12 protein-coding genes are annotated in these 13199 nt (G+C 61.7%); all 12 read right to left on the bottom strand.

All coding sequences use genetic code 11. The annotated features are described in order from the left end of the window. Window positions 1–36: 36 nt before the first annotated feature. Window positions 37–1368: a ribosome biogenesis GTPase Der gene (gene der / locus JYJ39_RS04050; protein WP_205202251.1), complete on the bottom strand. Its 1332-nt coding sequence runs from the start codon at window positions 1366–1368 to the stop codon at window positions 37–39. Further along, entirely contained in the window at window positions 1365–2549 is a 1185-nt protein-coding gene (bamB, locus tag JYJ39_RS04045; RefSeq protein ID WP_205202249.1) for an outer membrane protein assembly factor BamB, read from the bottom strand. The genes der and bamB overlap by 4 nt, the downstream gene beginning before the upstream one ends. Further along, a complete protein-coding gene (locus tag JYJ39_RS04040) occupies window positions 2546–3202 on the bottom strand; it encodes a YfgM family protein (RefSeq protein WP_205202248.1) in 657 nt (218 codons plus the stop codon). Before JYJ39_RS04040 ends, bamB begins: the two co-directional genes overlap by 4 nt. A 2-nt stretch (window positions 3203–3204) precedes the next feature. Continuing rightward, entirely contained in the window at window positions 3205–4494 is a 1290-nt protein-coding gene (gene hisS, locus JYJ39_RS04035; protein ID WP_205202247.1) for a histidine--tRNA ligase, read from the bottom strand. Then, window positions 4491–5720 (bottom strand): flavodoxin-dependent (E)-4-hydroxy-3-methylbut-2-enyl-diphosphate synthase, encoded by a 1230-nt coding sequence (ispG, locus tag JYJ39_RS04030; protein WP_205202246.1) that lies wholly within the window; start codon window positions 5718–5720, stop codon window positions 4491–4493. Before ispG ends, hisS begins: the two co-directional genes overlap by 4 nt. Before the next feature lie 3 nt (window positions 5721–5723). Further along, window positions 5724–6659 (bottom strand): helix-turn-helix domain-containing protein, encoded by a 936-nt coding sequence (locus tag JYJ39_RS04025; RefSeq protein ID WP_205202245.1) that lies wholly within the window; start codon window positions 6657–6659, stop codon window positions 5724–5726. Further along, window positions 6656–7498 (bottom strand): type IV pilus biogenesis/stability protein PilW, encoded by an 843-nt coding sequence (gene pilW, locus JYJ39_RS04020; protein ID WP_240189532.1) that lies wholly within the window; start codon window positions 7496–7498, stop codon window positions 6656–6658. The genes JYJ39_RS04025 and pilW overlap by 4 nt, the downstream gene beginning before the upstream one ends. Then, window positions 7495–8589, bottom strand: a complete 1095-nt coding sequence (rlmN, locus tag JYJ39_RS04015) for a 23S rRNA (adenine(2503)-C(2))-methyltransferase RlmN (RefSeq protein WP_205202244.1) — start codon at window positions 8587–8589, stop codon at window positions 7495–7497. The genes pilW and rlmN overlap by 4 nt, the downstream gene beginning before the upstream one ends. A gap of 18 nt (window positions 8590–8607) precedes the next feature. Continuing rightward, window positions 8608–9036 carry a nucleoside-diphosphate kinase gene (gene ndk / locus JYJ39_RS04010; protein ID WP_205202243.1) on the bottom strand — a complete coding sequence of 143 codons (429 nt, stop codon included), beginning with the start codon at window positions 9034–9036 and terminating at the stop codon, window positions 8608–8610. A gap of 55 nt (window positions 9037–9091) precedes the next feature. Further along, a complete protein-coding gene (locus JYJ39_RS04005) occupies window positions 9092–9778 on the bottom strand; it encodes a hypothetical protein (RefSeq protein ID WP_205202242.1) in 687 nt (228 codons plus the stop codon). A 157-nt stretch (window positions 9779–9935) separates the two neighbouring features. After that, window positions 9936–12311, bottom strand: a complete 2376-nt coding sequence (gene ppsA, locus JYJ39_RS04000) for a phosphoenolpyruvate synthase (RefSeq protein WP_205202241.1) — start codon at window positions 12309–12311, stop codon at window positions 9936–9938. Between the two features lie 124 nt (window positions 12312–12435). Then, window positions 12436–13197 carry a FadR/GntR family transcriptional regulator gene (locus JYJ39_RS03995; RefSeq protein ID WP_205202240.1) on the bottom strand — a complete coding sequence of 254 codons (762 nt, stop codon included), beginning with the start codon at window positions 13195–13197 and terminating at the stop codon, window positions 12436–12438. Window positions 13198–13199 lie beyond the last annotated feature (2 nt).

Raw genomic sequence — 13199 nt, 5'->3', positions numbered from 1 at the left:
TAGAATTGTTGTGGGTATTTTTGTAATGACTCTGTTTTAACGCCCCTCCTTGTCAGCATAGGGATTTTTCGCCGCCACAAACTGGATGCGCAACGGCGTGCCTTGCAGGTGGAAGGCGTCACGGAAGGTATGTTCAAGATAGCGGCGATAGCTGTCGCCGATCTGATCGACCGCATTGCCGTGGATGACGATGATCGGCGGATTGGAGCCACCCTGGTGGGCATAGCGCGGCTTGGGCCGGAACAGGCCATGCTTTGGCGGCGCCTGGCGGGCGATCGCATCACTCAGGACGCGGGTCAGACGCGGCGTTGACAACTTGGTCATGGCGGCCGCGTAAGCCGCATCGACAGAGCGGAACAGATTGCCCAAACCGATGTTGTCACGCGCCGAGATGAAGTGGAATTTGGCAAAATCAAGGAATTTCAGCTTGCGCTGCAGCGTCAGCCGCGTTTGCTCGCGCACATAGCCATCCAGACCGTCCCATTTATTCACCGCCACCACCAGGGCACGCCCGGACTGCACGATGAAATCGGCAATGTGCGCATCCTGATCGGAAATATCGGCCTGCGCATCGACCATCAGAATCACCACGTTGGCATCTTCGATCGCCTGCAGGGTCTTCACCACGGAGAACTTCTCGATGGCCTCGAATACCTTGCCCCGCTTGCGCATCCCCGCGGTGTCGATGAGTACGTAAGAGTTGCCGCCGCGCTCGAAATCGATCTCGATCGAATCACGGGTGGTCCCCGGCGCATCGAAGGCAATCACCCGCTCTTCGCCGAGCAGCGTATTGATCAGCGTGGACTTGCCGACGTTGGGGCGGCCGACGATGGCCACGCGGGTGGACGTGGAATGCCATTCGTCGTCTTCCGGTTCGGGAAAATCCGCCAGGGCGAGTTCGACCAGATGTCGGACCCCTTCGCCGTGCGCTGCCGAAATTGCCATGGGTTCGCCCAGACCCAGCGCATGGAATTCGGCCTCAACCATGCCGGCAACCATGCCTTCAGCCTTGTTCACGGCCACCAGCACCGGCCGCTCGCTGCGCCGTAGCAACTGGGCAATTTCCTTGTCGTGCGGCGTCAGACCGGTGCGACCATCGACCACGAACACGACCACATCGGCTTCGACAATGGCCTGCTCGGTCTGGCGCGCCATTTCGTGCAGGATGCCATCCTTGATCAGCGGTTCGAAACCGCCGGTATCAACGACCAGGAACGGTTTCTTGCCCACTTTGCCATGCCCATAGTGACGGTCGCGGGTCAGCCCCGGCAGATCGGCCACAATGGCATCGCGCGATTTGGTCAGGCGGTTGAACAGGGTCGATTTGCCGACATTGGGACGGCCGACAAGAACAAGAGTAGGTTTCATTGGCTGCTGACCGCCCGTAAGTCACCGCCTGTCGTCTGCACCAGCACGGCACCGTTGCTCAGGCGTTGTGGCGCGGCATCGACCCGCTTGCCATCAGTTTTGATGCGGGCCACGAAAGCGCCCTCTTCTCGCGACAGAAAATGTACGTAGCCTTCACCGTCGGCCACGACGATGCTGTCGCCATGCACTACCGGCGCCGTCACCAGACGATGCCGCAGTTTGTCCTGCTTCCACAGGCTGCCGCCCGACAGGCGATCGAGGCCATAGACCACACCTTCGTCATCGGTCACGAACAGGTAACGGCCATCGAGTGCCAAACCACGCGCCGAGGAAATATCGCGCGACCAGACAATGGCCCCGCCCTGCCCCATGTCGAAGCAGGTCACCCGCCCCTGGAAGGCCACCGCGCACAACTGCCCGCCTTCCAGCACCGGCGGTGCCACCACATCGGCAACCCGATCCAGTTCGGTGGCGCCTTTGGGTTGCGCCACGGCGCCTTCCCAGACCTGGGCACCGTTTTCCAGCGCTACCGCCACCAGCTTGCCGCCGGGGAAACCGGCCAGAACATAGCGTTCGGCGAACACCGGACGCCCGGTGGCGCGCACGGCGAGAATCGGCATCGGCCGCTCATACACCCAGCGCCGGGCGCCGGTTTGCGCATCGAACAGGAACAGGCGGTTGTCACCGCTACGTACGGCAACACTGTTACCCTCGACCGTGGGAGCCGCCAGTATTTCGCTCGACACCTTGGCCTGCCACAGCGCTTTGCCGGAATCCGCCGCAAATGCCAGCACATCCCCCTTGGCCGTACCGACCACGACGACCTGACGGTCGGCGCCCACCCCCGCCGAAAGCGGCTGACCGACGTTGATTTTCCAGCTCAGCTTGCCTTCTTCAAAACGATACAACTGCCCCTTGCGGTCGGCAGCAAAAACGGCACCGCCGGCTTCTGCCGGCGAGAACACGTAATCGTCGGCTGCACCGACACGCTGCGACCAGAGGCTACGGCTGCTACCCGCCTCCTTGATTTCCGGCAAAGGCGACATTTTCGGGCCGGAGGAGGCAAAAGGATTCATGGCATCCAGCGTATTGGAAATGGTCGAGCAGCCGCTCAGGCCAGCCATCGCCAATCCTGCCGCCACCAGCCACGGCAGATGACGCGGCAATGTCCGGCGCCTCATGCTGCCGCCCCTGCGGCGGCAACGCCGAGCGCGTCGAGTTTCTGCTGCAGGATTTCGCGTACCGGGCCTTCCATGGCCTTGCCCCCGGCATCAAGCGCCGCCTGGTACGCCGTACGCGCCTCAGCGGATTTGCCTTGCGTGCTCAGTACATCACCCTTCAACTCCAGGGCACGCGCGGCAAACGCAGGTTGTGCGGCCACGCTCAGGCGCTGCAAGGCCTCGTCGTAGGCTTCCTCATCAATCAATACTTCAGTCAAACGCAGGCGGGCGAGTTCACGCAATTCGTCCTTGCCGTTATCGGCCACCCAGGCCAGCTGCGCCTTGGCGGTTTTCAGGTCACCTTGATCGAAGGAATAACGCGCCGCCAGCAAGGCCCCCAGACCGGCATAGGCACTCCGGCCATAATTTGCCGTCAGTTCACCGGCTGTCGCCTTGATCCGCTGCGCATCGCCCGCCGCGACGGCCTGCTCCAGTGCGGCAAACACACCCGCCGCCTCTACCGCCTGTTTGTTCTGGTACCAGTTCCACGCCTGCCATCCCAGCACGGCCAGAGCCGCCACGGTCAGCAGCGAGGTGACCAGATTGCCGTACATCTTCCACCAGGTTTTCAGAGTGTCGATCTGTTCCTGTTCTTCGAGATCATAATGCGCCATGTTTATTCCTCCTCGCCGGCGTCGACCATATGGTCGATGATGGCGCCGGCCAATGCATCGACGTTCATTTTACGTTGTTCCCATGCGCTATCGCGCAGCGCCTTCAGCTGCGCTTCGCCAGTCGCGGCCTCATCGTCACCGATGATGACCGCAAAACCGGCACCGCTGCCATCGGCTTTCTTCATCTGTGATTTGAACGAACCGCCACCGCAGTGCAGCAGCACGTCCAGCCCCTGATCGCGCAGCCCTTCCGCCACCCGGAACGCCAGCCGCCCGGCGGCTTCGCCCTGATGCACGACGTACACGTCGGGTGCGGGTTCCGTCGGTGCGCCGCCGGCGTCACGGATCAGGGCCACCAACCGTTCCACTCCCATGGCAAAGCCGCAGGCTGGCGTCGATTTACCACCCAGCTGTTCCACCAGGCCGTCGTAACGCCCACCCGCACAGACCGTACCCTGGGCCCCCAGCTTGTCGGTCACCCACTCGAAGACGGTCAGGTTGTAGTAGTCCAGCCCGCGCACCAGGCGGGGGTTGATGGTGAATGGCAGACCGGCGTCGCGCAGGATCTGCTGCACGCCGGCAAAGTGCGCCAGCGATTCGTCGCCGAGGTAGTCAATCAATTTCGGCGCTGCCGCGCAGATGTCCTGCAAGGCAGGGTTCTTGCTGTCCAGAATGCGCAGGGGATTGGTGTACAGACGCCGCCGGGCGTCTTCGTCCAGATGCTCCTGATGCTGCTCGAAATAGGCGATCAGCGCAGCGCGGTGTTCCGCCCGTTCGGCCGGCTGGCCCAGACTGTTCAACTGCAATTCGATGCCTTCCAGGCCCAGGTCGTCCCACAGCCGGGCGCCCATCAGGATCAGTTCCGCGTCGATATCCGGTCCGCTCATGCCGAAGGTTTCCACCCCGACCTGATGGAACTGCCGGTAGCGCCCCTTCTGCGGCCGCTCGTGGCGGAACATCTGGCCCATGTAATACAGCCGCTGGGTCTGCCGGGCCGCCAGGTTGTGCTCGATCACCGCCCGCACGCAACCGGCCGTGCCTTCCGGGCGCAGGGTCAGGGCTTCGCCATTGAGGCCATCGATGAAGGAATACATTTCCTTCTCGACAATATCGGTCACTTCCCCGATCGCCCGCTTGAACAGTGGCGTCGGCTCGACAATGGGCATGCGGATGGGCCGGTAACCGTAGCCCTTCAACCAGCTGCGGATGGCGTCTTCGAACAACTCCCAGAATGCCGCTTCTTCCGGCAGGATGTCGTTCATCCCGCGCACGGCCTGCAAACTCTGACTCATGCTGACAATTTCTTCTTGTAAGTACGCGCCACATAGCGCTCGATGATGTCCTTGAATGCGCTGGTGATGTTCTCGCCCTTCAAGGTCGTGGTTTTTTGCCCGTCTTCAAACACCGGCATGGCGGGCGCCTCGCCGGTTCCGGGCAAGGAAATGCCGATATTGGCGTGCTTCGACTCGCCCGGCCCGTTGACGATGCAGCCCATGACGGCGACCGTCATGGTTTCGGCGCCGTCATAGTGCAATTTCCACTCCGGCATGCGGGCGCGCACGAAATCCTGCACCTCGCCGGCCAGTTCCTGGAACAAGGTGCTGGTGGTGCGGCCACATCCCGGACAGGCCACCACCATCGGGGTAAACGCACGCAAACCCATGGTCTGCAGGATTTCCTGGGCAACAATCACCTCCTGCGTCCGCGCGCCTCCGGGCTCCGGCGTCAGCGAAATACGGATGGTGTCGCCGATCCCCTCTTGCAGCAGCACTGCCAGTGCCGCCGTCGAGGCAACGATGCCTTTCGAGCCCATGCCGGCCTCGGTCAGCCCCAGATGCAGGGCGTAGTCGGAGCGCTCGGCGAGCTTGCGATAAATGGCAATCAAATCCTGCACGCTCGAGACTTTGCAGGAGAGAATGATCTTTTCCCCCGCCATGCCGATCTCTTCAGCTTTCGCGGCCGATTCCAGGGCCGACACCACCATCGCGTGGCGCATCATGTCGGTCGCATCGAGCGGCTGCGCCAGCCGTGAATTCTCGTCCATCAGGCGCGCCAGCAGATCCTGGTCGAGGCTGCCCCAGTTAACGCCGATGCGCACGGGCTTGTCATAGCGGCAGGCCAGTTCGATCATCTGGGCGAACTGCTCGTCCTTCTTCCTGCCAAAACCGACGTTCCCGGGATTGATCCGGTATTTGGCCAGCGCTTCGGCACAGGCCGGATGCTCGGTCAGCAGGCGATGGCCGTTATAGTGAAAATCACCAATCAACGGCACCGCGCAATTCATGCGGTCCAGATGTTCTCGGATCAAGGGCACGGCAGCGGCGGCTTCCGGCGAATTGACGGTGATCCGGACCAGTTCCGATCCGGCTCGCGCCAGTTCGGCACACTGAATGGCGGTTGCCAGATAATCCGCCGTATCGGTATTGGTCATTGATTGAATGACTACCGGCGCGTCGCCGCCAAGGCGGACATGACCAATCTGGGTGACGCGCGTGGGGCGCTTTGCTGCAAAACTCAAGGCTTACTCCAGAACCAGACGGGCGACATCACCACGGCTGTGTGGCGCCAGATCAACCTGCTGACCGCGCAAAAAGAGCTGCACGCCAGGCGCGTAGCCCACCGTCACCGACAGGGGACCCTGGCCCTGTACCTGCTGTTCGCTACCAGGCGCCAGCCGCTGTGAGAACACGACTTTCTGCTCGCTGTCGCGCACTTCGATCCAGGCTTCCTTGCTCACCACAAAACGTAAGGTGGCCGCATGCTTCGCGGCCAGCGCCGCGGCCCCCGGCGTGGTCTCCACTGGCACGGCGCTCACGGCCGGGGTGGTGGCAGGCGGCGGCGCTGCTGCAGGTAGACTTTCCGCTGCAGCTTCCGGTGTAGTTTCCGGCACGGGCGCAATCAACTCTTGATTGCTGGTCCCTGGGGGATACAAGGGCTCTGCTTCTTTTTCTTCCTGCACCGTGGCCACCGCCGGCGCCCGCTCCGGCAGCAAGGCCAGAATGCGTCCCTGCAGCATGTTCCAGTCACCCGGCAACAGAAAATAACCAAGCACGGCCACCAGCAGCAGCAACAGGCCGAGCGTCATCACCGAGCGGTCGTTTTTCTTGCTCACACCAGCGGCCGGCTCAGCCGGCGCAGAGGCCGGAATATTGAGTTTGGTCACCGGTTTTTCCAGTTGCTGATCCAGCGTTTCCATCAAGGGGGCCGCATCGAGCGCCAGCAAACGGGCGTAGTTGCGTACAAACCCACGGACGAAGGTTGCGCCGGGCAACTCCGACCACTGATCGGATTCCAGCGCGGTCAACTGACGCTCACCCAACTTCAGCGCGCGCGCAACGTCTGCCAACGGCAGTTGCCGCGCCTCTCGCGCCTGACGTAAGGCCTGGCCTACCGATTGCGGGGCATGATCGACGATGAGCGTGACTGCGTCATCGACTAGCGCCTGTGCTTCACTCATTCAAAATTTCCCTTAAGGAATTGTTGGTATTCCTCGGACGTCGGATAGCGACCACGCAACTGCGCCGCAAAGCTGCTTTCCGCCGACCGGTTACCTGCCTTGCGCTCGATTCGCAACCCCAACCACAACGCCGCCGGGCTCGCGGGCTCCATCATGCGCAACGCATCATTCAGATAAATTCGTGCCTCATCAGCATTTCCCTGCCGGAAAAAAATGTCCGCCAGCCCCAGCCGCGCCGGCACCGCACCAGTGCGCGACAAGCGTACGGCCTGCAGGTAATGGCGCTGGGCACTCTCCAGCTCACCAATACGCAACAGGCAATTGCCGGCGTTGGTATGGGCGCGATCCGGCGTCTCATAGAGCGGATCACGCAGCGCCCGCTCGAAATACGCCACCGATTCACGCACCTTGCCGGTTTCGCAGAGGAACCAGCCGTAGTTGTTGTTGATTTCCGGATCATTTGGCGCCCGCGACAAGGCACGGCTGAAATCGGCGTCAGCCTTGGCAAATTCCTTTAGATCCGCCAGCACCAGACCGCGCACACTGAGTGCGGTCGCGTAATCCGGATCAACCTGGATCGCGATGCTCAGATGATCAATCGCCGCTGCCGGATTGCCCTCCTGAAAGTAGAGCGCCCCCAGTTCGGTATGGATCCGCGCCCGCGTCCGGGGATCAGCCGGCGTCGGCTCACTGCTGCGGCCGTCGTTCATCATCGTACCGCCCGCCCCGGTCGTGGGCACTTTGGAAAAATCATATTGCGCCTGGGCAGCAAGCGGCAGGCAGACGGCCAAAGCCGCCAGAGAAACACACAGACGCAGGGACGACACGATATTTTTCATTCACTGGACTCCTGGACGGGAATGATTCTCTCCAGCCGGCGCCGGGTCTTGTCCTGAACCTGGCCAGCCAGTTGTCCGCAGGCGGCATCGATGTCATCGCCACGGGTCTTGCGGGTCGTGGTGACGATGCCGCCTTGCAGCAGAATTTCGCCGAAACGGCGCACCCGATCAGCCGGCGAACGGCGGAACGGCGACCCCGGAAAGGGGTTGAACGGAATCAGGTTGAACTTGCACGGCACATCACGTACCAGCGCAAGCAATTCGCGGGCCTGGGCATCGCTATCATTGACGCCGGCCAGCATGGTGTACTCGAAAGTAATGAAATCACGCGGCGCCTTGGTGAGATAGCGCTGACACGCCGCCAGCAATTGCTGCAAGGGGTATTTCTGGTTGATCGGCACCAACTGGTCGCGCAATGCGTCGTTGGGCGCATGCAGCGACACCGCAAGCGCCACCGGACAATCCTCGCGCAGCCGGTCGATCACCGGCACCAGACCGGAAGTCGACACCGTCACCCGCCGCCGCGACAAACCATAGGCATTGTCATCAAGCATCAGATGCAAGGCAGTGACGGTATTTTCGTAATTCGCCAGCGGCTCGCCCATGCCCATCAGGACCACATTGGAGATGACCCGCTCGTTACCATGCACAGCGCCCAGCGCCTTGTTGGCTTGCCACAGCTGACCAATGATTTCGCCCACGGTCAGGTTGCGGTTGAAGCCCTGCTTGCCGGTGGAGCAGAATGCGCAATCCAGCGCACAACCCGCCTGCGTCGAAATACACAGGGTGCCGCGCTCGTCCTCGGGAATGAACACCGACTCGACAGCATTGCCATTCCCCACGTCAATCAGGAATTTGCGCGTCCCGTCATCCGAAATTTTGTCCGAAACAACGGCCGGCGGCGCCACGACCGCCCGCTGCAAGAGCTTGTCGCGCAAGCTCTTGGCGAGATCGGTCATGGCATTGAAGTCTGCCACGCCGGAACGATGCACCCAGCGCAACACCTGCTTGGCCCGAAACGGTTTCTCACCTTGTTCGGCAAACCAGGCAGTCAGGCCGGCGGCATCGTAATCCAGCAGATTGACAGTCATCTAGTACGGCTTCGCGGCTCAGCGGCCAGCGTAGGTATTCATGCCCGGAAAGAAGAAAGCCACTTCCACGGCAGCCGTTTCCGGCGCATCGGAACCATGCACGGCGTTGGCATCGATGGATTCAGCAAAGTCAGCACGGATGGTACCCGGCTCAGCCTTCTTCGGGTCGGTGGCGCCCATCAGCTCGCGGTTCTTGGCAATGGCGTTTTCGCCTTCCAGCGCCTGAATCATCACCGGACCGGACGTCATGAACTCAACCAGATCCTTGAAGAAGGGGCGATCCTTGTGCACGGCGTAGAACTGACCAGCTTCCTGCGCCGACAGCCAGGTCATGCGTGCGGCGATGACCTTCAGGCCAGCAGCTTCGAAGCGGGAATAGATCTGGCCGATGACGTTTTTCTTGACGGCATCAGGTTTGATGATGGACAGCGTGCGTTCGATTGCCATGTTTACTCCAGTAGGGCGGTCGGTTAAAAGTGCGAAATTCTAGCAGATCAAGCGTTCAGCGCGTGGCATCCGGCACGCTTTCCGCTTGCCGCAAAGGTTCGCGCAAGCGCGCGAAATCCCGCGGCGGCACATATTGCAGCAGTTCCTTACCCTGCGCATCGACCACGATATCCAGCCCTTTATCCGCATACAGCAGATGCACCCGCTCAGAAGATACGGGCAGCCGCTCCCCCGGCGTACCAAAACGCTCGATCAGGGTCGCCTCGTCCAGATTGACAGTGGGGATCACACTGATGGCCTGCACCGGCAGGCTTTCCGCCAGCGCCCGGTCGTCAGGAGCCAGACGAATCTTGCGCGTCGAACTCTCCATGTATTCCGCCTTCGGCGCCCGCTCGGCCATGGCAACCAGCGTCTCCGGCGTCGCCTCGAGCGTCAACACCACCTTGGCCAGCACAAAGCCCAGGCGCAACTCGCTGAAATACGCCTCCAGACTCCCCGCCTCACCCGGCGCAGCAATGATGGCCAACTCCGGCTCAGCCCCCAGCACCGAAAGCATGTCGCCCAACCGGTCGCGCCCCAGCACCACCCCAAAAACCTGACTGCTACCCGTCCCATCCACCTGGATCTGCCACGGCAGACCGACATTATGATCAGCCCCCTCGTGGCGACCGACATCGGTAAAAAAGAACGGCAGCAGCAACGCCAGCACGATCAGCCCCAGAATCAGGAATACTTTTTTCATGACCCAGCTCAAAAAAAGAAGGGGGTGATTGTGCCACACACAGTAAAGTCTGTTGGTTCGAGCAGTGTTCGCACAATAAGACAGGCCAAAACGCAGCAAGGCCGGGATCGCTCCCGGCCTTGCTGATCTTATTAGCTCACAGTAACCACTTGAAACATCAGGATTTCTTGTGTTCCCCCAGGCGCATCCAGGTATCCACCACCGTATCCGGGTTCAGCGAGATCGAGCTGATACCCTGATCCATCAGCCACTCGGCGAGGTCCGGGTGGTCGGATGGGCCCTGGCCACAGATACCGATGTACTTGCCGGCCTTGTTGGCGGCGGAGATGGCCATCGCCAGCAACTTCTTGACCGCCGGGTCACGTTCGTCAAAGAGGTTGGCGACTAGGCCGGAGTCGCGGTCGAGGCCGAGGCTGAGCTGGGTCAGGTCGTTGGAGCCGATCGAAAAGCCGTCGAAGATCTGCAGGAATTCGTCGGCCAACAGGGCGTTGGACGGGATTTCGCACATCATGATCAGCTTCAGGTCGTGTTCGCCCTGCTTCAGGCCGTGTTCGGCGAGCAGGTCGACCACCGCCTGGCCTTCGCCGACGGTGCGCACGAAGGGCACCATCAGCTGGACGTTGGTCAGGCCCATCTCTTCACGCACGCGCTTCATGGCGCGGCATTCCATCTCGAAGCAGTCGCGGAAGCTTTGCGCGATGTAGCGCGAAGCGCCGCGGAAGCCGAGCATCGGGTTTTCTTCTTCCGGCTCGTACAGCTCGCCGCCGAGCAGCTTGCGGTACTCGTTGGACTTGAAGTCGGACAGGCGGACGATCACCGGATTCGGCCAGAAGGCGGCGGCGATGGTGGACACACCCTCGACCAGCTTCTCGACGAAGAAGTCCTTTGGGCTGGCGTAGCCGCGGGCGCGCCGCTTGATCTCGTCGCGCTTCGAAGCCGGCAGACGCTCGACGTCGAGGATCGCCTTGGGGTGGATGCCGATGACGTTGTTGATGATGAACTCGACGCGGGCCAGACCGACGCCGGCGTTCGGCAGCTGGGCGAATTCAAAGGCCAGTTCCGGGTTGCCGACGTTCATCATGACCTTGACCGGGACGTCCGGCATGGCCGAAATGTCGCGGGTGGTGACTTCGTAATCGAGCTTGCCGCGATAGACGTGGCCGGTGTCGCCTTCCGTGCAGGAAACCGTCACGGTGTCGCCTTCGTTGAGCGTTTCGGTCGCGTCGCCGCAGCCGACGATGGCGGGGATACCCAGTTCGCGGGCGATGATCGCGGCGTGGCAGGTACGGCCGCCACGGTTGGTGACGATGGCGGAGGCGCGCTTCATCACCGGCTCCCAGTTCGGGTCGGTCATGTCGGCGACGAGCACGTCACCCGGCTTGACCTGGTCCATTTCCTTCGGGTCCTTGACGATGCGCACCGGGCCGACGCCGATCTTCTGGCCGATGGCGCGACCGGAGGCGAGCACCTTGGAGAAGGACTTCAGCTTGAACTTCTCCTGCTTGCCGGCGGCAGCCTGCGACTGCACGGTTTCCGGGCGGGCCTGCAGGATGTAGAGCTTGCCGTCGACGCCGTCCTTGCCCCACTCGATGTCCATCGGACGACCGTAGTGTTTTTCGATGATCTGGGCGTAGCGGGCCAGTTCCATGACTTCTTCGTCATTGATCGAGAACTGGTGGCGCAGCGATTCTTCCACTTCTTCGGTGACCGTGGACTTGCCGGCGACCTTCTCGGCGGCGAAGGTCATCTTGATCATCTTCGAGCCGAGGTTGCGGCGGATCACGGCCTTCTTGCCCTGCTCCAGCATCGGCTTGTGCACGTAGAACTCGTCCGGATTGACGGCGCCCTGCACCACCGTTTCGCCCAGCCCGTAGGAAGACGTCACGAAGACGGCGTCGCGGAAGCCGGATTCGGTGTCGAGCGTGAACATCACGCCGGCGGCGCCCTTGTCGGAGCGGACCATGCGCTGGATGCCGGCGGAGAGCGCGACGTCGGCATGGACGAAGCCCTTGTGCACGCGGTAGGAGATGGCACGGTCGTTGTACAGGGAAGCAAAGACTTCCTTGATCGCGTGCATGATGTTTTCCAGGCCGACGATGTTCAGAAAGGTTTCCTGCTGGCCAGCGAAGGAAGCATCCGGCAGATCCTCGGCGGTGGCCGAGGAGCGCACGGCGAAGGACATGTCGGCGTTGGATTCGGCGACCAGGCGCTGGTACTGCTCGGTGATGGCGATGGTCAGGTCCATCGGGAACGGCGTGTCGAGGATCCACTGGCGGATTTCGGCACCGGTCTTGACCAGGGCGTTGACGTCATCGACATCGAGCGCATCGAGCGTGTCGTTGATCTTCTTGTCGAGGCCGGACTGGGCCAGGAACTCGCGGTAGGCATGCGCCGTCGTGGCGAAGCCGCCCGGCACGCGGACGCCGGTGTCGGCGAGCTGCGAGATCATTTCGCCGAGCGACGAGTTCTTGCCGCCGACCTGGTCTACGTCAGTCATGCGCAGTTTTTCGAAGGGGATGACAAGCTGTTCCATGACAGTTCCTTTGGCTTAGAAGATCAAAAATAAAAACCAGACCACACCGGCGTGAAACCACCAGCACAAACACGCGGCAGCAGCAAATGCGATCGACGTATTTGCTTACCCAACCCCGCTCCACTCATTCCCGAAACTCCACCGCCAGCCGGCGCTCTGCGGTTTCGCGGCGGGCAACAGAACGCAGGGTTTGCGCCAGGGTTTCACGCACAAAATCGATGTGTGTTTCGGCAGCAGCACGCGCCGCCTGCGGCTTGCGTTCGCAGATGGCCGAATACAGGGCCGCATGCTGACTGGCAAGCAGGCGGCCAGCCGCCGCGACATCCTTGAGTTCACCCAGGTTGAGCTCGATGCTGTCCCGCATCAAGCGCAGCAGCACTACGGAAAGATGGGCGATGAGCGCATTGTGGGCAGCTTCGCCAATCGCCTGATGAAAAGCGATATCTGCCGCCGCACGGGTCGCAATTTCAGGCGCATCAGCGACCTTCTGCATCTGCTCAAAGGCTTGCGTCAAGCGCAGCAAATCGGCCTCAGTCGCACGCTCGGCCGCCCATTCGGCAGCCTGCCCTTCCAACGTGCGGCGTAACTCCAGAACATCTTCGCGCAAATTGGGATAGGAACCGACCATGGCCTGCCATGGGTCGAGAAAACTGGCCTGCAGCGCGCCCGTAACATAGGTGCCACCGCCCTGCTGACTACGCAGCAGACCTTTTGAAGCCAACTTCTGAATCGCTTCACGCAGACTCGGCCGCGACACCCCCAACTCTGCCGCCAATTCACGCTCAGCAGGCAGCCGATCGCCCGGCTTCAATGAACCTTCGAGAATGCGTTGCTCGAGAGTGGTAGCCACCGCATCGGAAACACGGGGCACTTGCAGCTTGCTCATGG

It is taken from the genome of Azonexus hydrophilus (assembly GCF_905120355.1).
GTDB lineage: Bacteria > Pseudomonadota > Gammaproteobacteria > Burkholderiales > Rhodocyclaceae > Azonexus.
This window is presented reverse-complemented; position numbering and strand designations above follow the sequence as displayed.

Bases quoted from the DNA above. Each gene is read 5' to 3' on its own strand.
- rlmN (WP_205202244.1), bottom strand. From the start codon at position 8,589: ATGACTGTCAATCTGCTGGATTACGATGCCGCCGGCCTGACTGCCTGG.
- pilW (WP_240189532.1), bottom strand. From the start codon at position 7,498: ATGAAAAATATCGTGTCGTCCCTGCGTCTGTGTGTTTCTCTGGCGGCT.
- hisS (WP_205202247.1), bottom strand. From the start codon at position 4,494: ATGAGTCAGAGTTTGCAGGCCGTGCGCGGGATGAACGACATCCTGCCG.
- JYJ39_RS04025 (WP_205202245.1), bottom strand. From the start codon at position 6,659: ATGAGTGAAGCACAGGCGCTAGTCGATGACGCAGTCACGCTCATCGTC.
- JYJ39_RS03995 (WP_205202240.1), bottom strand. From the start codon at position 13,197: ATGAGCAAGCTGCAAGTGCCCCGTGTTTCCGATGCGGTGGCTACCACT.
- JYJ39_RS04005 (WP_205202242.1), bottom strand. From the start codon at position 9,778: ATGAAAAAAGTATTCCTGATTCTGGGGCTGATCGTGCTGGCGTTGCTG.
- der (WP_205202251.1), bottom strand. From the start codon at position 1,368: ATGAAACCTACTCTTGTTCTTGTCGGCCGTCCCAATGTCGGCAAATCG.
- ppsA (WP_205202241.1), bottom strand. From the start codon at position 12,311: ATGGAACAGCTTGTCATCCCCTTCGAAAAACTGCGCATGACTGACGTA.
- JYJ39_RS04040 (WP_205202248.1), bottom strand. From the start codon at position 3,202: ATGGCGCATTATGATCTCGAAGAACAGGAACAGATCGACACTCTGAAA.
- bamB (WP_205202249.1), bottom strand. From the start codon at position 2,549: ATGAGGCGCCGGACATTGCCGCGTCATCTGCCGTGGCTGGTGGCGGCA.
- ndk (WP_205202243.1), bottom strand. From the start codon at position 9,036: ATGGCAATCGAACGCACGCTGTCCATCATCAAACCTGATGCCGTCAAG.